This is a genomic window from Brevibacillus sp. M2.1A, assembly GCF_013284355.2.
GTDB lineage: Bacteria > Bacillota > Bacilli > Brevibacillales > Brevibacillaceae > Brevibacillus.
This window is the reverse complement of sequence record NZ_JABSUY020000001.1, coordinates 6,143,989-6,166,182: the sequence shown is the minus strand read 5'-3', so window position 1 is coordinate 6,166,182 and position 22,194 is coordinate 6,143,989. Positions and strand designations below refer to the sequence as shown.

24 protein-coding genes and 1 tRNA gene are annotated in these 22,194 nt (G+C 46.7%); 19 read left to right on the top strand and 6 right to left on the bottom strand.

The features are described from left to right. The first annotated feature begins 10 nt into the window (after positions 1-10). The 3 genes from HP567_RS29190 (at position 11) to HP567_RS29180 (ending at position 783) form a co-directional block, all read left to right on the top strand. A complete protein-coding gene (locus tag HP567_RS29190; RefSeq protein WP_048034964.1) occupies positions 11-268 on the top strand; it encodes an HPr family phosphocarrier protein in 258 nt (85 codons plus the stop codon). A gap of 130 nt (positions 269-398) precedes the next feature. Continuing rightward, positions 399-581 carry a hypothetical protein gene (locus tag HP567_RS29185; protein WP_173611015.1) on the top strand — a complete coding sequence of 61 codons (183 nt, stop codon included), beginning with the start codon at positions 399-401 and terminating at the stop codon, positions 579-581. Between the two features lie 16 nt (positions 582-597). After that, positions 598-783 carry an H-type small acid-soluble spore protein gene (locus tag HP567_RS29180; protein WP_088909644.1) on the top strand — a complete coding sequence of 62 codons (186 nt, stop codon included), beginning with the start codon at positions 598-600 and terminating at the stop codon, positions 781-783. A 114-nt stretch (positions 784-897) separates the two neighbouring features. Here HP567_RS29180 and clpP read toward each other — a convergent pair whose 3' ends face one another. Together clpP and HP567_RS29170 are read right to left on the bottom strand one after the other, a co-directional pair. Beyond that, positions 898-1,500, bottom strand: a complete 603-nt coding sequence (gene clpP / locus HP567_RS29175) for an ATP-dependent Clp endopeptidase proteolytic subunit ClpP (RefSeq protein ID WP_007720441.1) — start codon at positions 1,498-1,500, stop codon at positions 898-900. Between the two features lie 131 nt (positions 1,501-1,631). Next, positions 1,632-1,853, bottom strand: coding sequence for a hypothetical protein (locus tag HP567_RS29170; protein WP_026043328.1), 222 nt, complete (start codon positions 1,851-1,853; stop codon positions 1,632-1,634). Positions 1,854-2,067: 214 nt separating this feature from the next. On the opposite strand from HP567_RS29170, the gene HP567_RS29165 reads away from it, so the two are divergent. Together HP567_RS29165 and HP567_RS29160 are read left to right on the top strand one after the other, a co-directional pair. Further along, positions 2,068-2,535, top strand: a complete 468-nt coding sequence (locus tag HP567_RS29165) for a copper amine oxidase N-terminal domain-containing protein (protein WP_173611016.1) — start codon at positions 2,068-2,070, stop codon at positions 2,533-2,535. A gap of 218 nt (positions 2,536-2,753) precedes the next feature. Then, positions 2,754-3,989 (top strand): branched-chain amino acid ABC transporter substrate-binding protein, encoded by a 1,236-nt coding sequence (locus HP567_RS29160; RefSeq protein ID WP_173611017.1) that lies wholly within the window; start codon positions 2,754-2,756, stop codon positions 3,987-3,989. Between the two features lie 252 nt (positions 3,990-4,241). On the opposite strand, the gene HP567_RS29155 is transcribed toward HP567_RS29160, so the two are convergent. Together HP567_RS29155 and HP567_RS29150 are read right to left on the bottom strand one after the other, a co-directional pair. Further along, the gene (locus tag HP567_RS29155; protein ID WP_173611018.1) at positions 4,242-4,376 is read right to left on the bottom strand and encodes a DUF4023 domain-containing protein; all 135 of its coding nucleotides are present in this window, start codon (positions 4,374-4,376) and stop codon (positions 4,242-4,244) included. Between the two features lie 35 nt (positions 4,377-4,411). Next, positions 4,412-6,280, bottom strand: a complete 1,869-nt coding sequence (locus tag HP567_RS29150) for a PAS domain-containing sensor histidine kinase (RefSeq protein WP_173611019.1) — start codon at positions 6,278-6,280, stop codon at positions 4,412-4,414. A gap of 194 nt (positions 6,281-6,474) precedes the next feature. Between HP567_RS29150 and HP567_RS29145 the strand changes: the two genes are divergently transcribed. Beyond that, positions 6,475-6,633 carry a hypothetical protein gene (locus HP567_RS29145; RefSeq protein WP_173611020.1) on the top strand — a complete coding sequence of 53 codons (159 nt, stop codon included), beginning with the start codon at positions 6,475-6,477 and terminating at the stop codon, positions 6,631-6,633. A gap of 75 nt (positions 6,634-6,708) precedes the next feature. Here the strand turns inward: HP567_RS29145 and HP567_RS29140 are convergent, their stop codons facing one another. After that, positions 6,709-7,719, bottom strand: coding sequence for an ABC transporter substrate-binding protein (locus tag HP567_RS29140; protein WP_173611021.1), 1,011 nt, complete (start codon positions 7,717-7,719; stop codon positions 6,709-6,711). A gap of 266 nt (positions 7,720-7,985) precedes the next feature. Here HP567_RS29140 and HP567_RS29135 point away from each other — a divergent pair, with 266 nt between their 5' ends. From HP567_RS29135 to HP567_RS29120, 4 genes are all read left to right on the top strand, one after another. Further along, entirely contained in the window at positions 7,986-9,002 is a 1,017-nt protein-coding gene (locus HP567_RS29135; protein WP_173611022.1) for a FecCD family ABC transporter permease, read from the top strand. Next, positions 8,995-10,035, top strand: coding sequence for a FecCD family ABC transporter permease (locus HP567_RS29130; RefSeq protein WP_173611023.1), 1,041 nt, complete (start codon positions 8,995-8,997; stop codon positions 10,033-10,035). The genes HP567_RS29135 and HP567_RS29130 overlap by 8 nt, the downstream gene beginning before the upstream one ends. Positions 10,036-10,426: 391 nt before the next feature. Beyond that, on the top strand, positions 10,427-10,918 hold the full coding sequence (locus HP567_RS29125) for a hypothetical protein (RefSeq protein WP_173611024.1): 492 nt from the start codon (positions 10,427-10,429) through the stop codon (positions 10,916-10,918). Between the two features lie 42 nt (positions 10,919-10,960). After that, complete coding sequence (locus HP567_RS29120) at positions 10,961-11,443, top strand: hypothetical protein (protein ID WP_173611025.1); 483 nt, start codon at positions 10,961-10,963, stop codon at positions 11,441-11,443. Between the two features lie 112 nt (positions 11,444-11,555). Here the strand turns inward: HP567_RS29120 and HP567_RS29115 are convergent. Further along, a tRNA-Arg gene (locus HP567_RS29115) sits at positions 11,556-11,630 on the bottom strand. A 242-nt stretch (positions 11,631-11,872) separates the two neighbouring features. On the opposite strand from HP567_RS29115, the gene rpoN reads away from it, so the two are divergent. The 9 genes from rpoN (at position 11,873) to eno (ending at position 22,116) form a co-directional block, all read left to right on the top strand. Next, the gene (gene rpoN, locus HP567_RS29110; protein ID WP_173611026.1) at positions 11,873-13,246 is read left to right on the top strand and encodes an RNA polymerase factor sigma-54; all 1,374 of its coding nucleotides are present in this window, start codon (positions 11,873-11,875) and stop codon (positions 13,244-13,246) included. Continuing rightward, positions 13,246-13,524 (top strand): glutaredoxin family protein, encoded by a 279-nt coding sequence (locus tag HP567_RS29105; protein WP_173611027.1) that lies wholly within the window; start codon positions 13,246-13,248, stop codon positions 13,522-13,524. Before rpoN ends, HP567_RS29105 begins: the two co-directional genes overlap by 1 nt. Positions 13,525-13,692: 168 nt before the next feature. After that, a complete protein-coding gene (locus HP567_RS29100) occupies positions 13,693-14,718 on the top strand; it encodes a sugar-binding transcriptional regulator (RefSeq protein WP_173611028.1) in 1,026 nt (341 codons plus the stop codon). Between the two features lie 18 nt (positions 14,719-14,736). Further along, positions 14,737-16,101: a Na+/H+ antiporter NhaC family protein gene (locus HP567_RS29095; RefSeq protein ID WP_173611029.1), complete on the top strand. Its 1,365-nt coding sequence runs from the start codon at positions 14,737-14,739 to the stop codon at positions 16,099-16,101. A gap of 19 nt (positions 16,102-16,120) precedes the next feature. Continuing rightward, positions 16,121-17,125 (top strand): type I glyceraldehyde-3-phosphate dehydrogenase, encoded by a 1,005-nt coding sequence (gene gap / locus HP567_RS29090; protein WP_106783570.1) that lies wholly within the window; start codon positions 16,121-16,123, stop codon positions 17,123-17,125. A 98-nt stretch (positions 17,126-17,223) separates the two neighbouring features. Then, complete coding sequence (locus HP567_RS29085; RefSeq protein ID WP_173611030.1) at positions 17,224-18,408, top strand: phosphoglycerate kinase; 1,185 nt, start codon at positions 17,224-17,226, stop codon at positions 18,406-18,408. 21 nt (positions 18,409-18,429) lie between these two features. Then, complete coding sequence (gene tpiA / locus HP567_RS29080; protein WP_173611031.1) at positions 18,430-19,188, top strand: triose-phosphate isomerase; 759 nt, start codon at positions 18,430-18,432, stop codon at positions 19,186-19,188. A gap of 12 nt (positions 19,189-19,200) precedes the next feature. Further along, positions 19,201-20,742 carry a 2,3-bisphosphoglycerate-independent phosphoglycerate mutase gene (gene gpmI, locus HP567_RS29075; RefSeq protein WP_173611032.1) on the top strand — a complete coding sequence of 514 codons (1,542 nt, stop codon included), beginning with the start codon at positions 19,201-19,203 and terminating at the stop codon, positions 20,740-20,742. A gap of 87 nt (positions 20,743-20,829) precedes the next feature. Next, positions 20,830-22,116 carry a phosphopyruvate hydratase gene (eno, locus tag HP567_RS29070; RefSeq protein ID WP_015893463.1) on the top strand — a complete coding sequence of 429 codons (1,287 nt, stop codon included), beginning with the start codon at positions 20,830-20,832 and terminating at the stop codon, positions 22,114-22,116. Positions 22,117-22,194 lie beyond the last annotated feature (78 nt).

Genomic DNA, 22,194 nt, shown 5'->3' with positions numbered 1-22,194 from the left:
AGGTCCATTCATGGTTCAACAGCAGGTCGTGGTTCAGTTAAAGACCGGTTTGCAAGCCCGTCCAGCAGCCTTTTTCGTACAGGAAGCTAACCGTTTTGCATCGGAAGTATTTGTAGAAAAAGGCAACAAGAAGGTCAATGCGAAAAGCATCATGGGTATCATGAGCCTCGCAATCAGCTCTGGAACGGAAATTACCATTTTGGCAGAAGGGCCGGATGCCTCCCAGGCAGTCACCAGCCTTACGAATCTGGTAAGCAAGGAAGAATAGAGTCACGAGAGACACTTTTCCCGTAAAGGGAGGTGTCTTTTTTTGTTGGTCGTCTTGATGAAAATGTATCAATTCACTTCGGGCAGGGCATTTCTAACCTATGTAGATTGCATGAAGGAGGAAATGAGACATGAGTAACCGTGATAAGTGTTACGAAGGCCGCGATTGTTATGACATGGACATTGATCGAATGGTGAATGAGGGACTGGGGGGCGGAGTTGTTTCCGACCAAAATGGCCTGATTGAAGAAACGACTGTAGACACGATGACAGGTGATACTTCAGCCAAGCAAGCTCTTGACGATGATCAATAGAGGGAGTCAGTCACATATGAATGTAACGAGAGCACAAGCCATCATGAAATCCGACGACCACATCAAGGTAGAGTACGAAGGACAAGCCGTTTGGATCGATGCTGTAGACGAAAAAACGTCAACAGCACGTGTGCATGAGGAAAAAAATCCAGGACATAGCCGAACAGTCTATGTCAGTCAGTTAATGGAAGTATCACAATGATCCATGAAAAAAGCCGAGCAAACCAAGGGGAAGCCTCTTGGGGTTTGCTCGGCATACAAAAAACACTCGGCCTGAAATCCAGGCACGAGTGCTTCTTTTTTTACTACCTATCTCTTATTTTTTCGAAGACGGTTCGGAAGTGATGACCTTGTCAATCAATCCGTACTCTACTGCTTCAGCGGCAGAGAGGAAGTTGTCACGATCGGTATCCTTTTGGATGCGCTCCAAAGGCTGTCCTGTGCGTTCAGCCAAGATGGTGTTCAGGTGATCACGCATCTTCAAAATACGTTTTGCGGCAATCTCAATGTCGCTCGCTTGTCCTTGTGCACCACCCAATGGTTGGTGGATCATGACTTCACTGTTTGGCAGAGCAAAGCGCTTGCCTTTTGCCCCAGCAGCCAGCAGGAATGCTCCCATGGAAGCAGCCATTCCGATACAAATGGTGGATACATCAGGCTTGATGAAGTGCATAGTATCGTAAATTGCCATACCAGCAGTAATAGAACCGCCTGGGCTGTTTATGTACAAGTGAATGTCTTTCTCCGGATCTTCCGCCTGAAGGAACAACAACTGTGCCACAACGATATTGGCTACGGTGTCGTTGATTGGGGTTCCCAGAAAGATGATGCGGTCTTTGAGCAGGCGGGAATAAATGTCGTAAGCACGTTCCCCGCGGTTCGTCTGTTCAATGACGGTTGGAATTAAATTCATATGCATCTAGTCTTCCTCCTCTCTTTGTAACAATATCATACACAAAAGGTCAATGAAGGTCAAACACATAAGTGCGCTCCCTCACTACCATGTTTGCCAATTTCCCTCTGTCTAAACCTACTCGAAAAAGAAAACATTCATTCCTTGGAATTCTCATCGGCCTCGGTTAAATCGACGGCGAGTTTCAGCGTGGCTTTCATCTTTTTTCCCTTGATGATCGTATATTCATCGACTTGTTTGGCTTGCAGCTGATTGATGGCTTCCGCCAGCTCCTGTTGATCTTTGTATGGTTCAATGGTCAATAAGCATTCTTCGTCACTGGCCTCTTGATAGATGAGAAAAAAACGTTCCCCTGCCATGGCAAGCCTCACTTTCGAAAGTTATCCACAATGTTATGCACAGGTTGTGCACAAAAACATTTGTTCGTGGGATATTTATTTTTTTCCTAGTCTTGTCATGTTTGGCGAGAGAATTACATAGGAAATGTATGGGATAAAAAAGAAGGAAAAAGTTGATTCGTGTCGAACCTTACAAAATTGGAATTCATTTCATGATATTTGAGGGGTGTTTATTATGCTTCGCAAGTTTTCGACAATGATGCTGACAGCGGCTCTTCTAACAGGAAGTGTAGCGGCAACGGCTGCTTTCGCCCAAACTGCTCCTGCTCCTGTACAGCAACAAAAAATCAAAGTTCAGCTAAACGGCAAGGAGTTCCCATTCCCACAAGAAATCGTTACTGAAAATGGTGTTGCGTATGTAAATGCGAGCACATTGGCGATTGCTTTGGGTGGTAGTGCAGCATGGGATAGCACGACCAAATCTCTGTTGGTTGCCAAAGACAACAAGTACGCTCTGCGTATGTACGAAAACCAAAACTTTGCTTATAAAAACGGCAAAGAAACCAGTGTAGCAAATCCGCCACGTCCAGTGACCGGAGCAGTGCTCGTGCCCCTCGTATTCATTGCCCAAGAATTGGGTGCAAAAGTAGAATACGATGCAAAAACGCTCACTTACAAACTGAGCATTCCAATTAATTCCTAATAATCAATGGGATACTTCCCATCAAGATAGCCACTTCTATGCGTAGAAGTGGCTATTTTCCTCAATAATACGCGTATACGCCTCTATTAGCAGACAGCGATAGAGGTTTTTTTGATTGATTCTTCTTTTAATCATTTCTATTGCAAATTTTCTAAAATATCCTACAATAAGATTGTGATTCATAGTTTGCTCATAAATAAAGAGGGGGATGTTTTGCAATGAAAAAACAGAAATCATTGTCGATACTGGCTGCAACATTTGCTCTGAGCACATTGCTCGCGGGCTGCGGCGGAGGTGCGGGGACTGGTGGACAAAGCGCGACACCACAGCCAAGCAATAATAGCGGAGGAAGCACGGGCGGTGCAAGTGGCGCTACTGAGAAGCTCGTCGTTGCTGTAGTTGGTCCGATGTCTGGGCAGTACTCCGATTACGGAAGCACAGCAAAAGCTGGTGCTGAATATGCATTGAAAGAAAAGGCAGAGGCATTCAAAGCACTTGGCTTTGACGTTCAATTGTCCGCGCAAGACGACCAAGCTGACCCAAAACAAGGCGTAGCAGTCGCACAAATGTTGATTTCCAATCCTGATGTAATTGGAGTAGTTGGCCATGCTACAACAGGTGCTTCCATCACAGCAGCAGCGCAATACGAGCAAGAGAAGCTCGTGATGGTATCTCCTTCCGCAACGGGATCAGATTTGACTGAGCAAGGCAAGAAGATCGTACACCGCATTTGTGCGCGTGATGATCAACAAGGCTCCAAGGCTGCTATTTTTGCCAAAAATCAGTTGAATGTAAAAACAGCATTCGTTATGCATGACAAGGCTGCATATGGACAAGGTCTTGCGGAAGAAGTGAAAAAGCAATTTGAAAAAGACGGCGTACAAGTTCTCGGCTATGAAGGGGTAACAGCAGGCGAGAAGGATTATAGTGCGATTATCACCCAAATCCTCGCGAAAAACCCAGAGATGATTTACTTCGGTGGATACTACTCTGATGCAGGAATCATCGTGAAGCAAGCACGTGAAAAAGGATTCAAAGGTGTCTTCATGGGTGGCGATGGCTATGACTCCGCTGACATGGTGAAAATTGCTGGTGCGGAAAATGCCAATAATGTAGTCTTTACTTCTACTGTTGGCGATATTGGTGCTACCGAAGACGGCAAGAAATGGATTACAGACTTCGAGAGCGCGACTGGCAACAAAGTAGGGATCTTCACTTCGTTTGGTTATGACTCCATGGGTGTTATGCTGAACGGTTTAGAAGAAGCGATCAAAGCAAACGGCGGCAAAAAGCCAACTCGTGAACAAGTGCTGGAAGCTGTTCACAAAACCAAAGATTACAAAGGCAAATTCGTTAACGTAACATTCAATGAAAAAGGCGACAACGACTTTGCTTCCGTATACGTGTACAAGTATGAGGACGGCAAGAAAGTATTTATGGGTGAAGCGAAGTAATCTTCATTATGAACAAGCCATTTGGGACATACTACGTTTGGCATGAATACCAGAATGAAAAGGAAGGGATTCTGATGTCAAACAATCGAAATACGAAGAATGGCGGCAATCAAGGACACAGCAGCAAGACGCAGGGCACCCAAAAGCAAAAGTCCGAAAGAGATCGTAACCTGAATAAACAGGATCCACAATAACAATGACAAAAGCCCACCCGTTTTAGCCAAAGGAGCTCAACGGGAGGGCTTTTGCTTGTTAAATACCTTGCTTGCTAGGCAAACGTTTTTCGGGATGACCGTAGCCCTGATGCTGTCTGCTTCGCAGGTTTTTCGCCTGGGATTCGCGAATTTTGGCCACGAACTCACCCGTGCTCATTTTGGAGAAATCCATAGGGCACCTCCACTGATGATGAGATGTACACCCTTCTAGGATGACCCAATTTGGCCCTGTACAATCGGCAGTGTTATTTCTACCACTGTACCTTCGTGCTCCCTGCTTTTAATTTCCAAGCTGCCATTGTGGTCTTTCATGATTTTGCTGCTGATCATGAGGCCGAGGCCAGTTCCGTTTTCTTTTGTCGTGAAAAAGGGGGCGCCCAGCTTGTGAATCATTTCTTCAGAGATTCCACAGCCAGTATCTGTGAGTGTAATGAGTACTTGATGATTGTCTTTTAAGGCGGTGGCAATATGAATCTCACCATGTCCGTCAATCGCTTCGATGGCATTTTTAATGATGTTGATAAAGACCTGTTTGAGCTGGTTTTCTTCTCCCGCAATGATCGGATGGTAAGCAAATGCGGTACGGAAATCGATGTTTTTCAAATTGGCTTCCGACCTCAAAAGTACCAACACGTTTTCCAGCAATGGGATGAGCGGAAGAGGCTTGATTTGAATGCTATGTGGCTTTGCCAAGACTAGCAATTCACTCACAATAAAATTGATCCGGTCCAGTTCAGAGAGCATGATATCGGCGTATTGCTGGTTATCTTTCATGCTCGGATAAAGAAATTGGATAAAGCCCTTCAAAGATGTGAGCGGATTGCGAATCTCATGGGCGATTCCAGCAGCTAGCTCGCCAATCACAGACAGCTTCTCAGCCTTTCGTAATAGTTCCTCGTTATGCCGCCGTTCTGTAATATCCCGCGATACGATGATAAAGCCATCACAATCTCCCGTTTTCGTCAGGATGGGGGCACCCTTTGATTCGAGAACGATCCATTTGTTATTTTTCGTCTGGAAACGGAATTCGCATATCTTTGGTTCTTTGGTCGCCAGCAAATGATGAAAGTGGTCAATAACAGTTTTGCGATCTTCTGGATGAATCTCGGCAAAGGTAAGCTGACGGCAATGTTCACTCGTTTCGATTACGCGTGAATGCGAAGGGGAGAGATAGAGGATATCCCCGTTTTTGTCCGTAATCAGAATCAGATCATCTGTGTATTCTGAGATGATTTTGTTCGTATTCTCGCTTTTAAACAAGGCGGCCTCTGAGTATTTGCGTTCTGTGATATTTCGCGAGACTAACATGATGTTTTGAACGTCTCCTACCGCGCTTAAAATGGGGATACCGCGTGTTTCAAAGGAGACTTCGTTTCCATTCCTATCCATAGAGCGTGTCTCGAAATGAACGGGTTGCTTCGTTGCCATGATCTCTTGAAATTTGTTCCGGAACATAGGGATATCCTCTGGATGTGTGAGCTGCAGATTGTTAGGGGAAGTAACCTCGGCTGGAACAAATCCCAATTGCTCGATAGATGGAGATGCATAGATGCGTCGCATGGATAAATCATAAATCGTCACGATATCCTGAGTATGATCGATGAGAAGACGATATTTGGCTTCAGTTTGACGCAAGGCCTCTTCAATTTTTTTGCGGTCAGAAATGTCACGAGTAATGCAGGAAGCACCAATAATTTTTCCCGTTTCGTCTTTGATTGGAGCAGCCGACAGAATGACATCCATCTTCGTGCCATCTTTTCGCTGCCTGATGGTTTCATAATTCGTTAGTAAGACACCCATGCTCCTGACTGCATCAAATAACTGTTTGGTCTCGCTCTTGTACTCTTCTGGAATAAAGCAGAGCGGTGAAGCGTAAATCTCCTCCATGGACCAACCGTAGTATTGCTCAAAAGCATGATTCACCAAGACGATATTGTTATCGAGATCACTAATGGAGATGGCATCCGTCGTAAAGTGGAAAAATGCTTTTAATATTTGATCGGGAAACAAAACTTGCGTGATTTCCTTTTTTGAACGTTTCTTTTTCCATAAGAAAGGGGTATTAAGCTTGTTCATCAGATTTCCCCCGCATAATCTATCTAGTATTTGAATGAGATAGTATTGTCGTAACTATTCGAGATATAGGAGCCATTTTCCTATCAAAATTTGGAATAGTTTGTTATTCTATAATGAATTGGTCATGCATGAAGGTTCTGACTCGCATGGAAATCAGCTATAATGAGAGTTAGAAAAAAGTCGGGGGTGTATGCATGACAACGGGTTTTATCGTTGCGTTGGTGCTCATTTTTATCGTCGTCATCGGTGCGACGATTTTGGTTACAAACAAAGCTTATTCGCGTAAACCTGAACAAATAGATCCGATCCTGCCCAGTAAGGATACTGCTGGAAATAAGGAACTCGATCAATAATGCCAGCAGGCAAAAGAAAAGGAGTGGTTATCTCAACCACTCCTGCTTTTTTGACGGTATCGGAAAGTAAATAGCCTACAGTTTGGAGAAGCGTTCCACGATGTCATCAACAAGCAGTTCAGCAGAAAGGATGCCGCCGCCTACGTTCCAGATCACTTCGTCAACTTGGAATGCCTTATTGTTTTTCGCGACATTCAGTTTTTGATAGAGCGGATCTTTCATCCATTCCTCTGTGTATTTATTGGCAGATCCATCACCGGAATAATCGCCGATCCAGTAAAACATGACGTCGCCATCCATTTCAGCCATGAGTTCTTTTGGAATGTCTTTTTTGAACTCATCGATGTCTTGGGAGGCTGGTCGAGCAAAACCGAGCTGGCTCAGAACAACGCCAGAGAAAGTGTCTTTCAAGTAGAGACGAGTTTTACCAGCTACGAAACGAACGACAGAGACTTTCATCTTCGTCTTGTCACCCAGTTTTCCTTTTGCATCCTCAATCTTCTTATCAAAATCAGCCATCAGCTTGTCGCCTTCAGCTTTTTTATTCAACGCTTCGGAGTAAAGGGCAAAGTTGATTTTCCATCTGCCTACGAGATCCTCGGAGAAGACGGTTGGAGCAATCGCGGATAGCTGAGTGTATACTTTTTCTTGCCCTTGGCGTCCTTTTGTTCCCAGAATCAGATCTGGCTTCAGGCTGGCGATCAGCTCAACGTTTGGTTGGTTCTCATCACCCAATTCAACTGCATCCTTCATTTTTTCTTTAATATGTGGATGCCATGGGTCACCAGATTTGCCAAGGCCACTCATGACAGCACCAACTGGCGTAATCCCTAACGCGAGAACAGCCTCTGTGCTTTCACTGGTGAGAGTGATGACACGTTGAGGAGTCCCTTTTATTTTTGTTGACCCCATAAAGTGTATTACTTCTCTCTCTTCAGACGCTGCCGGTGCTGATGTATTTGTTGACGCGGCTGGTGTAGAAGAAGATGAGTCGGATGAAGGCGTTGCCTGTCCTCCGCAACCTGTTACGAGCATGACAGCGGAAAGCATAGCCCCGAGCATCAAACGCAGGGAAGTTTTGCGCATGATGGAAAATCCCCCTTTTAACTGATAATGATTATCATTTTTCTTCACTACTGTATATGCATATATGACAATGTGTCAATATATTTTTTGGAATCAGAGGAAAAGTATAGATATTTATGTGCTAAATTTTCCAGTATCGATAATAAAAATCAATATCATTGACTAGCCCTATCCTCAAGCTTAGACTGATTAGTGGGAGAAACTTACATACATAGGTGGCGAATAAACAGAATAGGTAGAATGCATACGGAAAGAAGGGACCAGGCGTGAATGTGATTTTGTCCAGCCGACTGCAAAAGACTACTGTACTCATAGCAGGACTCGTCGTCCTGGCAGTCGTGATGGTAGCTAGTATCCTTTTCGGAATTAATCGGTATTCGCTCACTACTGCAGTAGAGGCATACACTCAATTTTCAGGTTCGGAGGAACACTTGATTATTACGACTTCCCGAATGCCGCGTACACTGACAGCGGTAGCGGTGGGGAGCAGTCTCGCTGTAGCAGGTGTTTTGTTGCAGGCGTTGACTCGCAACCCTTTGGCTTCACCATCTCTTATCGGTGTGAACGCTGGAGCTGCAGCAGCCATAGTGACGACGATTGCTGTATTTGGCTCGCAATTCCCCGTGTCGCAGATGATGTGGGCGGGCTTTATCGGAGCAGGGGTGACTGCTCTGCTTGTATACGGGTTGGCTTCCGCTGGGCGGGGAGGCATGACTCCGATTAAGCTGACACTTTCGGGTGCAGCGGTTGCCGCTTTTGCTTCGTCTGTGACTTCTCTGTTTATGCTGCTGCAAGAAAAGACGATGACAGAGGCCTTTTACTGGTTAGTTGGGTCTGTGGAGGGAAGACAGCTTGATCATTTTTTTATGATCATTCCTTATTTGCTCGTAGGCTGGTTAGGCGCTATGCTACTGACCGGCTCGTTAAACTTGATGGTACTCGGTGACGATGTAGCGACTGGATTGGGCCAAAAGATTATCTTGGTAAAAGCTACAGCAATATTGATCGTGGTGCTTTTGGCAGGTGGGAGTGTCGCGCTCGCCGGACCGATTGCATTTGTAGGCATCATCATACCGCATCTTTGTCGTTTTTTAGTCGGCCTTGATCATCGCTGGTTGATTCCCTATTCGATTGTCTTCGGCGGAGCTTTTCTGGTTTGCGCTGATTTGCTTTCACGCCTTGTATTGATGCCTATGCGTTTGGAAGTACCGGTAGGCGTAGCAACCGCCATGATCGGAGTGGCTTTTATCATCCCGCTGGTCAGGAGGAGAGCGTATGCATAGATATGTAGTCATACGGACCAAAAAGCCAGCGCTTTCTTTTCATGTAGATAAGCGGGCGTTAGGAATTAATTTCATTCTATTTATCCTGTTATCTGCTGTGATTGTATTGAGTATTGGCTTAGGAAGCTTGCATATTCCGGTGTGGGATGTCATCAAAGCTTTTATGGGAGCGGGCAGTGAACAGAATGAATTGATCGTGCTCGATTGGCGATTGCCTCGCGTTGTCGTTTCAGTCATGGTGGGGGCTTCCCTGGCAGTATCGGGGGCCATCTTGCAGTCCTTGGTGCGAAATCCGTTAGCTTCGCCTGATTTAATCGGGACTACAGCGGGAGCGACGGCAGCAGCGGTAGCATTTATCACCTTCGCAAAAGATGTGAGTGTGCAATGGATGCCATTGGTGGCCTTGATCGGTGGATTGGTAACCGCGACGCTTACGTATCTCACTGCGTGGAAGGAGGGAGTCTCCCCTTTTCGTCTCGCACTTGTGGGGGTATGTATCTCCGCAGGCATGGGGGCATTAACGATTTTTTTTATGGTGATTACCCAAACCCATAAAGCCTCAAATGCACTCGGGTGGATGACAGGAACCGTGTATGGTATGTCTTGGGTAAATGTGATAACGTTGCTTCCGTGGACCGTATTGTTTCTCGGCGCTACGATTTTCCAAATCCGTTATTTGAATGCCCAGGAGCTCGGTGATGATATCGCCAAAGGCATTGGTGTAGCGATTGATAAGAAGCGTTTGCTCTTGATTGCGATCAGTGTGGCATTGGCAGGTGCTGCGGTCGGTGTGGCAGGAGGAATCAGTTTTATTGGGTTGATGGCCCCACACATTGCTCGTAGGCTAGTAGGCTCTGCATATGGCTATTTGCTGCCGGCTTCCGCTGTTTTGGGCGGGATGCTCGTCGTCTTGGCTGATTTAATTGGGAGAACGGTATTTTTACCGCATGATTTGCCAGCAGGGATTTTTACCGCAGCGATTGGAGCTCCGTTTTTTGTTTATCTTTTGTATAAAACGAGGAATCATCAGTAGGAAATTGAAGAGTGATTATCGAGAGTTTAGTGAGAACCCTGAAGGAGAGGAATGCTTCAGGGGTCTTTGTGTTCACTATCTGTCAATTTATTACAAAATATTACAAGACTTTAATTTACAATACGCTTTAAATATGGTAATGATTAGTATAGATTACATTTATGATAACTGATGGGATTAATCGCTAATGGATGTTTTGCTCATGGGAACCCCTAGTATACGGAGAAAAGCAAAGAGCGATAATATCAGTCATCATTCGATAAATATAGACTTCATTCTAGCGAAGTCATCAAATAATTACAAAAAATTACAAAACTTATATTTACAATTTTTAGATAAAATGGTAAAACATAATAGTACCTACTATCACAGCTTTTGGAGGGATTTATTCGTGAAAAAAGTCGTAGCAAGTCTATTGAGCCTGTCACTCGTATTATCTGCCTCTGTATCTGTACTGGCTGCAGAGCCTGTAAAAATCTCGAAATCATCTCAAAAAGCTGCGGCGGCAAATGATCCTTATGAGCCAAATGACGATCCTGCATTTGCTTCTTATATAAACTCGAATACTTCATATTCGGCAGAGATTGGTCATGTTGAAGATAAGGATATTTTTAAATTTTATGCAAAACCAGGCGAACTGAAATTTTTACTTAACAGCTTAACTGTGGAAAAAGGACAATTTTGGGTTATTCTACACAAAATTGATGAGCCTGGTTCAGGAACACAGGACTTTTTCGCTGTAAACGGAAATGTTAACTTTACGACTAATATCACTAAAGAAGGAACATATGCGATTTACATATTTGACAAGCGTGTTATGGTAGAAAACCCAAAACCAATTAAACCAGTCCCTTATGCGTTTAAAGCCATTTTTAATCAATAAGATCACTGACTATTTCTACTAGTATATCTGGAGGTATTATTCATGAAAAAAGTCGTAGTTAGTTTGTTGACACTCGCAGTAGCTTTATCCGCATCTGCTTCCGCATTTGCAGCAGAACCAGCTAAAAATATGAAGTCTTCCCAAAAAGCTGCTGCTTCGGTGACCGATCCATACGAACCAAATGATAGTGTTTCATTCGCTCCATATATTAATTCGAATGTTTCATACACAGCTGCGATTAATCATAATAAAGATGTTGATTATTTCAATTTTTATGCAAAACCAGGAACGTTTGATTTTGCATTCAGCAGACAGTCAACAAGTTCTGAATCGATTACTATCTGGGTGAGGAAGTCAACAGGAGAGACAGTGCATAGAGTTGTTATTAAAGGTAATACGTCATTTTCAGTGAACATCCCTGAAGAGGGTCAGTACTACATTCAACTGATGGCTCCAAATGCAATGTTTGAAACTAACCCAATAGCACCAATCCCTTATTCTTTCAAAGCGATCTTTAACCAGTAAATGTAGCACAAGAAAAACAGTCCTTATTTGGGCTGTTTTTTTGTTCCCATGAGGGTTTAACATAAAAAAGCGACCTCTTGAAATTCAAGAGATCGCTTTTGGTTTGAAAGTATGGTACGCCTGAAGGGAATCGAACCCCCGCACATGGTTCCGGAGACCATTGCTCTATCCACTGAGCTACAGGCGTATATTGTGACGACAACTTTTATTATAAAACATCGAGAATCTCAATGCAAACGAAAAAAAGTAGTTCAGCAGAAAAAACTAGCGATATGGTAAGCGAGAGTGAAAAAGTCCAACGGTGAAGATCTTTCGACATTATTTGTGTTCTGTTTCATCAATTTGGCAGGAAAATTGCATGAGAGAACGAATATAATGAAAATAAAGAGTCATCGAGCAGCATGAGCATGTGCGAAGGAGGCGAGCTTCATGAACATGGGATTGGGGTTATTTCAAGAACAAACACTGAAATTAGTGATGACGCCGGAATTACGCCAAGCGATTACCATATTGCAGTATTCAGCTATTGATCTCATCTCCTATTTGCAGGATCAGGCCAATGAAAATCCTGTTTTCGACCTTGAAGTGGCTGGAGAAGTCGCTTCTGCAAAAGCAGAGAAACCAGCTCCTGAGATTGACTGGAAAGAAATTGTAGGCAATCGCGCGACAGGTGAGTACGGTTCGTCGAAAAATGAAAGCACTTACAATCCGCTGGATTACGTCCAGCAAGGTGCGGAGACGCTGTACGAACATTTGGAGCGTCAACTCGGCTATGTAAAAGGATTCTCGTCGCTGCAAAAACAGATTGCTCTCTTTTTGATCGGGAATCTGGATGAGAAGGGGTATTTGGAAATTACACTGGAGGAAGCGAGTGCGCGCCTGGGTGCTGAAATGTTGGAGATTGAGGACGTGTTGTCCGTTTTGCAGCATTTTGATCCAGTAGGCGTAGCTTCACGCAGCCTGGAAGAATGTCTCTTGCTGCAACTGGAGCATTTGGCACTCGATGATGAAAAGATCGTGCAGGTCGTTCGTAATCATCTGCAAGATTTGGCGGATAATCGCTATCAGCGGATTGCAGACAAAATCGGATGTACACCTCAAGAGGTACAGGCGATGGCAGACCTGATCCGTACGCTGAATCCGCGCCCAGGGGCGGCCTTTTCTTCAGTAGAGACAAGATATGTCATTCCAGATGTGACGGTAGAGAAGGTCGGGAATGATTATGTAGTATTGGTCAATGATGTCGCAGCACCGCGGCTGAAAATCAACAGCTTCTATGAAAAAATGCTGAGCCAGCAAAAAAGTCAGGATGAAGCTAAGCAGTTCATTCACGATAAGCTGAATGCCGCCATGTGGCTAGCAAAAAGTCTGGAGCAGCGCCGCCTGACGCTCATGCGTGTAACACAGGCCATCCTCGATATGCAACGGGAGTTTTTTGATCGGGGGATACATTATTTAAAGCCCATGACACAAAAGGAAATTGCAGAGCGGGTCGGCCTGCACGAATCGACGATCAGTCGGGCAACCAGCAATAAATACGTTCAGACACCGCGCGGAATCTTTGAGCTGAAGTATTTCTTTACGTCAGCACTCTCTACTTCCAGCGGGGAAGCGACCTCTTCTGAGAGTGTTAAGCGCAGAATCAAAGCACTGATCGAGCAAGAAGATCGGAAGTCTCCGTTATCAGATCAAAAGCTGGGTGAGATGCTGCTTACAGAGGGGATTGAAATCTCCCGCCGCACGGTTGCCAAGTACCGGGAGGAAATGCTGATCCCATCGTCGGCCAAACGAAAGAGGTTTTAATGAGAATGAATGAAAAAACGTTTGAAATTGTCTTGTATGGACGAAATAAATGTCATTTGTGCGACGAGGTGGAGCTCTACATCCGCAGTCTGGCGGAGGAGTTCCCCCTTCGTATGCGCGTAGTTGATATTGAAAGTGATCCGGTCTTGCATGAAGAAATGATGTTCGTCATACCAGTAGTCGAGATAGATGGAGAGATCGTATTTCGTTCTATTACACATGTAGTGACTCTCGAGGAACTGCGAAACGAATTACAGAGACGTGCCGCTCGGTCATGAGTGGCACTTTTTTATAGGGGCTTTGGGGAACTTGCAAGATATGGTTAAATATGATACATTCAAGTTGTAGAAAGTGATCTTTTTTTTGCATCAAGCGGGACATAAAATGTATATACAGGGACATAAAACGTCCCGATCAAACAACTTTTAACCAAGGAAGAAGGTAAAATGCGACGTTTACTGGAACTGCAACAAAAATTGTTGCCTGACTTGATTCAGGTTTTGCGTCAGCGGTACATGTTGCTCCGATCCATCTATCATTTGCAGCCGATTGGCAGAAGAGGTCTAGCTCAAGCCATGGATGCCACTGAACGTATTTTGCGGGCAGAAGTGGAACTGCTAAAAGAAACGGGGCTCCTGCATGTAACGGCTGCGGGAATGAGCCTGAGTGAAGAAGGACAACAAGTCTTGGACGACATGGAACCTCTCGTCGGAGAGCTATTCGGCCTTACTGACTTGGCAGAGCGCCTGCAAAAAAAGCTGGGCATAGCAGAAGTCATTGTGGTGCAGGGCAATGCAGACCTATCGCCTTGGGTAAAGGAAGAGCTTGGACGGGTAGGGGCAAGGGTCCTCAAACAGGTCGTGCAAGAAGGAGACATTGTAGCGGTAACAGGTGGTTCATCGATCGCCAGTGTAGCAAGTCATTTGACGCCTTCTGCTTCGTTCAAAAACGTTCAGTTTGTCCCTGCTCGCGGTGGACTGGGAGAACGCGTAGAGCTGCAAGCGAATACGCTCGCTTCCGCCATGGCAGCGAAAACAGGTGCTTCTTATCGGCTTCTTCACGTACCGGATCGACTTCATCCAGAAGCCTTGCAGACATTGGTCAAAGAGCCGCAGGTACAAGATGTGCTATCGCTCTTGGGAGAGACTCGAATCGTTTTGCATGGAATCGGGGATGCCGTCACGATGGCGAAAAGGCGGAATTATTCGGAGGAAGAGCTCGCAGAATTAGTGGAGACAGGGGCTGTTTCAGAAGCATTCGGCTACTACTTTAATGAAGCGGGAGAAACGGTCCACAGAATGCCGACAATTGGTTTACAGCTAGAGGAAGTGCACAAGGCAGAAACTGTGCTCTCCATTGCGGGGGGCGAAAGCAAGGCAAAAGCGATTCTTTCCTTTGCCAAGCAATCGTGTCAGAATGTACTCATTACGGACGAAGGAGCAGCTTACACGCTGTTGTCCGCACGATTGTAACGGAAGGAAGTCGATCGCATGTCTATCACATCGGTAACACCCATCTTGGCAATGATCGCTGGAATCATTTTGAGCCTATCGCTCGGTTTTCCGATCGCATGGGGGATTGTTTTTGCGATCTTGGTCACACTGGTTAGTGTAAAAAGATTGGGTTATCCGTGGAAGCAGCAGTTCGTGTTTGGCTGGGAAGGTGTCCAAAAGGCAAAGCCCGTCCTTACGATTCTGTTTTTAGTAGGACTCTTGATTCCGCTACTAATGATGGGAGGAACCATTCCCGCCATCATTTACTACGGATTATCGATTGTGAATGTCGAGTATTTGTTCGTTCTTTCTTTTCTGTTGACCGCAGGCGTCAGTTATTTATTGGGTACATCAATCGGTACGCTGAGTACGATTGGGCTATCCCTGATGGGGATTGCACACGCAGCGGGGATATCACCTGCGATCGTAGGAGGTGCGCTCATCTCTGGAGCGATGGTGGGGGAGCGTTTCTCGCCGATATCCAGCAGTCGATTACTGGTGCTTTCCAATGTCGGTTTGACAGAAGAGCAGGAAAGAAGATTACGGCGTCCTGCTTTGCTTACGGTAGCGATTTGTGCGTTACTTTTCCTGATCCTTGATCTATTTCGACCTCAGGCGAACTCGACGGATACCATTCAAATGTACCAAGAGCTGTTGGTCAGTCATTTTTCTGTACATTGGCTGCTCATGCTGCCTCTCGTGGTGTTAATTGCTTCTTTTGCACTGAGAGTAAAAGCGGTGAAGGCATTGTTTTTCGGTATCGGAGCCAGTGCGATTCTAGTCGGGATCAATGGGAATTTGGATGTGAAGACGTTTTTTACATCGATGCTAGTTGGATTTGAGCTTCATTCAGGAACGCCGCTGGATCAACTGGTCCATGGGGGCGGGATGTTCGCCATCTTCAGTGTTCTGGCGTTAATCATTCTCGCAGGCTTTTTAAACGGCATTTTGAACAGAGCCAATTTATTAACCCCCATCGTAGACAAAATGATGGGCCATACAAAAAATAAGACGGTATTGGTAGCGAAAGCAGCGGCATTGTCGTTGTTGGTGGTTATCATCAGCTGTAATCAAACCATTCCGATTCTGGTTCTCGGTTCGACTCTTCTCGGACGGTTCTCCCAATGGGAGGGAGGGCGCGAGCTGTTGGGCAAGACAATGCTTGACTCGACAGTTGTCATGCCTGTACTGATTCCGTGGAACGGTCTATCGATGATGATGGCACTCACGTTAAGTGTTTCGACAATCCAGACGTTGCCCTTTGTGTTTTTTCCAATCTTATTACCGATTGTTACGATATTATCGACCCGCTGGTTTTCGCCAGAGGGCAGGTTTCTCGCAATGAAGAATAAAGCTAGCTAATGAGCAGGAGGTATACATTATGGTAAAAGTAGGTATTAACGGATTTGGTCGTATTGGTCGTAACGTATTTCGTGCAGCACTGAACAATCCGAATGTAGAAATCGTGGCGGTCAATGACCTGACAGATGCACACACACTGGCGCACCTTTTGAAATATGACTCTGTTCATGGTGTTCTGAACGTGAGCGTTGAAGCTTCCGAAAACACGCTCATCGTTGACGGCAAAGAAATCAAGGTATTGGCAGAGCGCGATCCAGCTCAACTGAAGTGGGCAGATTACGGTGTTGAAATCGTAGTGGAATCGACTGGACGCTTTACAAAGCGCGAAGATGCAGCGAAGCACCTGGAAGGTGGCGCGAAAAAAGTCATCATCTCCGCTCCAGCAACAAATGAAGACATTACAGTCGTAATCGGTGTAAACGAAGACAAGTACGATCCGGCACAACACACAGTGATCTCCAACGCGTCCTGCACAACAAACTGCTTGGCGCCATTCGCAAAAGTTCTGAACGACAAATTCGGCATCGTACGCGGTTTGATGACAACCGTTCACTCTTACACCAACGACCAACAAATTCTCGACCTGCCGCACAAAGATTTGCGCCGTGCCCGTGCAGCTGCGGAGAACATCATTCCAACCTCTACAGGAGCGGCAAAAGCGGTAGCGCTCGTACTGCCTGAGCTGAAAGGCAAGCTGAACGGTTTCGCGATGCGCGTACCAACTCCAAACGTATCCGTAGTGGACCTGGTAGTTGAGTTGAAGGCAGACGCAACTGTTGAAGAAATCAACAACGCCCTGAAAGAAGCGGCAGAAGGCCCACTCAAAGGCATTCTCGGCTACTCCGAAGAGCCGCTCGTATCCTCTGATTACAATGGAAACCCTGCATCCTCCACAATCGATGCTTTGTCTACAATGGTACTCGAAGGAAACATGGTGAAAGTCGTTTCCTGGTACGATAACGAGTGGGGTTACTCCAATCGTGTCGTAGACTTGTGTCATTATGTTGCACAGCGCGGCTTCTAACACGTAAAATAGAACTGTTGTGGAAAAAAGGGAGAGCAATCTCCCTTTTCCCATATCTTTTTTCCGAATAAAAAGCCAATGATTTGGGAGGATCGTTCATGAACAAGAAATCTATCCGCGATGTTGAGCTGGCAGGCAAGCGCGTATTCTGCCGTGTTGACTTTAACGTGCCGATGCAGGACGGGGTAATCACCGACGATACACGCATTCGTGCTGCTGTACCAACCATCCGTTTCATGATGGAGGCAGGAGCCAAAGTAATCCTGGCGAGCCATTTTGGTCGTCCTAAAGGCCAAGTAGTGGAAGAGATGCGTCTTACTCCTGTCGCAGCCCATCTGTCCTCGCTCTTGGGCAAGGACGTGCGTAAGCTGGAGGATTGCCAAGGTGCGGACGTAGAAGCGGCAGTAGAACGGATGGAGTCTGGCGACGTCATTCTGTTGGAAAACGTACGCTTCCATGCGGGAGAAGAAAAGAACGATCCAGAACTGGCAAAAAGCTTTGCGGCTTTGGCTGATCTGTTTGTCAATGATGCATTCGGAACAGCTCACCGGGCACATGCTTCTACAGCGGGAATCGCTGAGTACATACCAGCAGTTGCGGGCTTGTTGATGGAAAAGGAAATTCGCTTTATGGGCGGAGCCTTGTCCAATCCGGAGCGTCCGTTTACAGCGATTGTCGGCGGTGCAAAAGTAAAAGATAAAATTGCTGTCATTGAAAATTTGTTGACCAAAGTCGATCACCTGATTATCGGCGGCGGTATGGCGAATACATTCCTCAAAGCACAAGGTTATGGCATTGGTGCTTCGCTGTGTGAAGACGACAAGCTGGACCTCGCACGTACATTGATGGATCAGGCAAAAGAGCGCGGCGTTCAATTGCTGATGCCAGTTGATGTTGTGGTAGCTGACCGTTTTGCGGCAGATGCGGAAAAGCAGGTCGTGGCAATCGATGCGATTCCAGAGGGCTGGATGGCACTCGATATCGGTCCAAAAACAGTGGAACAATACCACGGCGTCATTGTAGATTCGAAAACGGTTGTATGGAACGGTCCGATGGGCGTATTTGAAATGGATGCTTTTGCAGGCGGCACGATTGGTGTAGCCAAGGCGATGGCAGCATGCAGCGGAACGACGATCATCGGTGGCGGTGATTCCGTAGCAGCTGTGGAAAAAGCAGGCGTAGCTGAGCAGATGACACACATTTCTACAGGCGGCGGAGCGTCCCTGGAATTCATGGAAGGCAAGGAACTGCCAGGCGTAGCTGTGTTGGCAGATAACCAATAAGAGCGAAGAGGGGGAGTTTGCATGCGAACACCAATTATCGCGGGGAACTGGAAGATGTTCAAGACGATGGCCGAGGCAAGAGCGTTTGCGCAGGAAGCCAAGGCTGGCAATAATACTTCCGGAGTACAAAAAGTCATTTGCGCACCTTTTACAGCGTTGGCTGCACTTAAAGAAGAGCTGGCGGGCACGGATATTGCCATTGGCGCACAAAACATGCATTTTGAAGAGCAAGGTGCTTTTACAGGCGAAATCAGCGCGTCCATGCTAAAAGAAATCGGTGTGGAGTACGTGATCCTTGGTCACTCTGAGCGCCGTCAATATTTCAACGAAACAGATGAGACGGTGAACAAAAAGGTTGTAGCCGCATTAGCAGCAGGTCTCGTACCGATTGTGTGCGTAGGCGAGAGTTTGGAGCAGCGGGAAGCGGGCGAGACAGCTGACGTAGTCCGTACGCAGACTGAAGGTGCTTTTGCCGGAGTGGATGCTGCACAAGTGGCGGATACGGTTATTGCATACGAGCCGATCTGGGCGATTGGCACAGGCAAGTCTTCCACGGCAGAGGATGCCAATGAAACGATTGCGATTATTCGTAGCGTAATCGGTGAACGCTTCGGACAAGCGACAGCTGAGAAAGTGCGCATTCAATACGGCGGAAGCGTTAAGCCGGAAAACATCGCAAGCTACATGGCACAGCCGGATATCGACGGAGCATTGGTTGGTGGAGCGAGTCTCGTAGCGGACAGTTACCTGCAGCTTGTGGCAGGAGCTACGTCGCGATAGGAGGAGAAAGCAATGGCACAAAGACCAAAACCGGTTGCCCTTTTGATTGTGGATGGTTTTGCTCTGCGGAACGAGACGTATGGTAACGCAGTAGCACAAGCCAACAAGCCGAATTTTGACCGTTACTGGAACCAATACCCTCATGCGACCCTTGAGGCAAGTGGGCTGGCTGTGGGACTGCCAGAAGGACAGATGGGGAATTCCGAGGTTGGCCATCTCAATATCGGGGCAGGGCGTGTTGTTTATCAGGATTTGACGCGCATTACCAAGTCGATTCAAGAAGGCGCTTTTTTTGAGAACGAAACGCTGATCGCTGCTTTCCGGCACGCGAAGCAAAACGGCAAACAGCTCCACCTGTTCGGGCTTCTGTCCGATGGTGGTGTACACAGTCACATTGACCACCTGTTTGCAATGCTCGAGTTGGCGAAAAAGCAGGACTTTACGGATGTGTTCATCCACGGTTTTCTCGATGGCCGCGATGTATCGCCTGACAGTGCAGTGGGTTATATCGAACAACTGCAAGCCAAAATTGCAGAGATCGGCGTTGGCCGAATTGCTACCGTACAAGGTCGCTACTATGCGATGGATCGTGACAAACGCTGGGAGCGCGTAGAGAAGGCGTATCGTGCCATGGTGTACGCAGATGCTCCTGCTTATCGTGATCCAATTCAGGCGGTTAAGGAATCCTATGAAAAGTCCATTATGGATGAATTCGTCATGCCAACCGTGATTCTCGATGAAGACGGAAAACCAGTGACGACCGTTCAAAGCGGCGATTCGATTATTTTTTATAATTTCCGCCCGGATCGTGCGATTCAAATGTCGCAGGCATTCACGAATGAAGATTTCCGTGGATTTGATCGCGGAGATAAGCGACCACGTGATCTGCATTTTGTGTGCCTGACGCATTTTTCCGAGACGGTTAATGGGTACGTCGCTTACAAGCCTTCCAATCTGGATAACACGTTGGGAGAGGTGCTTTCCCAGCACGGCTTGAAGCAGCTGCGCATTGCCGAGACGGAGAAATACCCGCATGTGACGTTCTTCTTCAGTGGCGGGCGTGAAAAGGAGTTTCCAGGTGAGACGCGTATCCTGATTCCTTCGCCAAAAGTGGCGACGTACGACTTGCAGCCGGAGATGAGTGCTCCAGAGCTGACAGACGCTGTTGTCGCTGAGATCGAGGCAGACAATTTTGACGCGATCATCCTGAACTTTGCCAACTGCGACATGGTTGGTCATTCCGGTATGATGGAGCCGACGATCAAAGCAGTCGAGACAGTGGATGCATGCTTGGGCCGAGTCGTCGATGCAATCGTAGCAAAAGGTGGCGTAGCCGTCATCACAGCTGACCACGGAAACGCGGATCTGATGCTGGATGAAGCGGGACGTCCGATTACTTCACACAGTACGTATCCGGTGCCTGTAATCGTGACAAAAGACGGGGCTACTCTGCGCGAAGACGGTATTTTGGCCGACTTGTCGCCAACGCTTCTGGAGCTTTTGGGGGTAGCGCAACCGGTTGAAATGACAGGCAAATCGTTACTTGCAAAATAGGCTTCACTGGGACACACTGTAAGGGTAGCTTGACGTTTAACTCGAAATAGATTGTAAGTGCATTTGAAAAAAGGAGATGGACGAGAAATGGCAATGATTACTGACATTTATGCACGCGAAATTATGGACTCCCGCGGTAATCCAACTGTGGAAGTAGAAGTATACCTCGAAGATGGCTCGATGGGTCGCGCAGATGTTCCATCTGGTGCGTCTACAGGTGCGTATGAAGCAGTGGAGCTTCGCGACGGTGACAAATCCCGTTACTTGGGTAAAGGTGTTCTGAAAGCCGTAGAAAACGTGAATGAAATCATTGCTCCTGAACTGATCGGCATGGATGCCCTGGATCAAGTTGGCATTGATATGGCGATGATTCAGCTCGACGGCACGCCAAACAAAGGCAAGCTGGGCGCAAACGCGATTCTCGGCGTGTCTATGGCAGTGGCACGTGCGGCTGCAGAATCTCTCGGCGTTCCTCTCTACAACTACCTCGGCGGCTTCAACGCGAGAATGTTGCCAGTTCCTATGATGAACATCCTGAACGGTGGTAAGCACGCAGACAACACCGTAGACATTCAGGAATTTATGGTCATGCCAGTAGGTGCTACTTCCTTCAAGGAAGCACTGCGCACAGGTGCGGAAATTTTCCACTCCCTGAAAAAGGTACTGGGTGAAAAAGGTTTGAGCACAGCAGTAGGAGATGAGGGCGGTTTCGCTCCAAACCTGAAATCCAACGAAGAAGCGATCACAACCATTTTGGATGCGATCAAGGCAGCAGGCTATGAGCCAGGCAAAGACGTGTTCCTCGCGCTGGACGTAGCAGCTACAGAAATGTTCAAAGACGGCAAATACCACTTCGAAGGCGAAGGCGTTGTGAAAACAACAGAAGAAATGATCGCGTTCTACGAAGACCTCGTAAACAAATACCCGATCATCTCCATCGAAGACGGTCTGTCTGAAGACGACTGGGATGGTTGGAAAGCGCTGACTGACAAGTTGGGCAGCAAAGTTCAGCTGGTAGGTGACGACTTGTTCGTAACCAACACCGAGCGTCTGGCTCGCGGAATCGAGACCTCTACAGGTAACTCCATTCTGGTAAAAGTAAACCAAATCGGTACGCTGACAGAAACCTTCGAAGCAATCGAAATGGCGAAGCTGGCTGGCTATACTGCGGTGATTTCCCACCGTTCCGGTGAAACCGAAGACTCTACCATCTCTGATATCGCAGTGGCTACAAATGCAGGTCAAATCAAGACTGGTGCGCCTTCCCGCACGGACCGCGTAGCGAAGTACAACCAATTGCTGCGTATTGAAGACGAACTGGCTGATACAGCTCGTTTTGGCGGTCGTTCTGCATTTTACAACCTGAAGAAATAAGCTCATATGATTGATAGATAAAAAGAGCACGCGGTAGTCCAGGACGCAAAAAAGTCCGGGACTGCCGCTGTTCTTTTT

Coding starts and splice junctions, on each gene's coding strand:
- HP567_RS29190 (WP_048034964.1), top strand. CDS start 11: ATGGTTCAACAGCAGGTCGTGGTTCAGTTAAAGACCGGTTTGCAAGCC.
- HP567_RS29185 (WP_173611015.1), top strand. CDS start 399: ATGAGTAACCGTGATAAGTGTTACGAAGGCCGCGATTGTTATGACATG.
- HP567_RS29180 (WP_088909644.1), top strand. CDS start 598: ATGAATGTAACGAGAGCACAAGCCATCATGAAATCCGACGACCACATC.
- clpP (WP_007720441.1), bottom strand. CDS start 1,500: ATGCATATGAATTTAATTCCAACCGTCATTGAACAGACGAACCGCGGG.
- HP567_RS29170 (WP_026043328.1), bottom strand. CDS start 1,853: ATGGCAGGGGAACGTTTTTTTCTCATCTATCAAGAGGCCAGTGACGAA.
- HP567_RS29165 (WP_173611016.1), top strand. CDS start 2,068: ATGCTTCGCAAGTTTTCGACAATGATGCTGACAGCGGCTCTTCTAACA.
- HP567_RS29160 (WP_173611017.1), top strand. CDS start 2,754: ATGAAAAAACAGAAATCATTGTCGATACTGGCTGCAACATTTGCTCTG.
- HP567_RS29155 (WP_173611018.1), bottom strand. CDS start 4,376: ATGGATTTCTCCAAAATGAGCACGGGTGAGTTCGTGGCCAAAATTCGC.
- HP567_RS29150 (WP_173611019.1), bottom strand. CDS start 6,280: ATGAACAAGCTTAATACCCCTTTCTTATGGAAAAAGAAACGTTCAAAA.
- HP567_RS29145 (WP_173611020.1), top strand. CDS start 6,475: ATGACAACGGGTTTTATCGTTGCGTTGGTGCTCATTTTTATCGTCGTC.
- HP567_RS29140 (WP_173611021.1), bottom strand. CDS start 7,719: ATGCGCAAAACTTCCCTGCGTTTGATGCTCGGGGCTATGCTTTCCGCT.
- HP567_RS29130 (WP_173611023.1), top strand. CDS start 8,995: ATGCATAGATATGTAGTCATACGGACCAAAAAGCCAGCGCTTTCTTTT.
- HP567_RS29120 (WP_173611025.1), top strand. CDS start 10,961: ATGAAAAAAGTCGTAGTTAGTTTGTTGACACTCGCAGTAGCTTTATCC.
- rpoN (WP_173611026.1), top strand. CDS start 11,873: ATGAACATGGGATTGGGGTTATTTCAAGAACAAACACTGAAATTAGTG.
- HP567_RS29105 (WP_173611027.1), top strand. CDS start 13,246: ATGAGAATGAATGAAAAAACGTTTGAAATTGTCTTGTATGGACGAAAT.
- HP567_RS29100 (WP_173611028.1), top strand. CDS start 13,693: ATGCGACGTTTACTGGAACTGCAACAAAAATTGTTGCCTGACTTGATT.
- HP567_RS29095 (WP_173611029.1), top strand. CDS start 14,737: ATGTCTATCACATCGGTAACACCCATCTTGGCAATGATCGCTGGAATC.
- gap (WP_106783570.1), top strand. CDS start 16,121: ATGGTAAAAGTAGGTATTAACGGATTTGGTCGTATTGGTCGTAACGTA.
- HP567_RS29085 (WP_173611030.1), top strand. CDS start 17,224: ATGAACAAGAAATCTATCCGCGATGTTGAGCTGGCAGGCAAGCGCGTA.
- tpiA (WP_173611031.1), top strand. CDS start 18,430: ATGCGAACACCAATTATCGCGGGGAACTGGAAGATGTTCAAGACGATG.
- gpmI (WP_173611032.1), top strand. CDS start 19,201: ATGGCACAAAGACCAAAACCGGTTGCCCTTTTGATTGTGGATGGTTTT.
- eno (WP_015893463.1), top strand. CDS start 20,830: ATGGCAATGATTACTGACATTTATGCACGCGAAATTATGGACTCCCGC.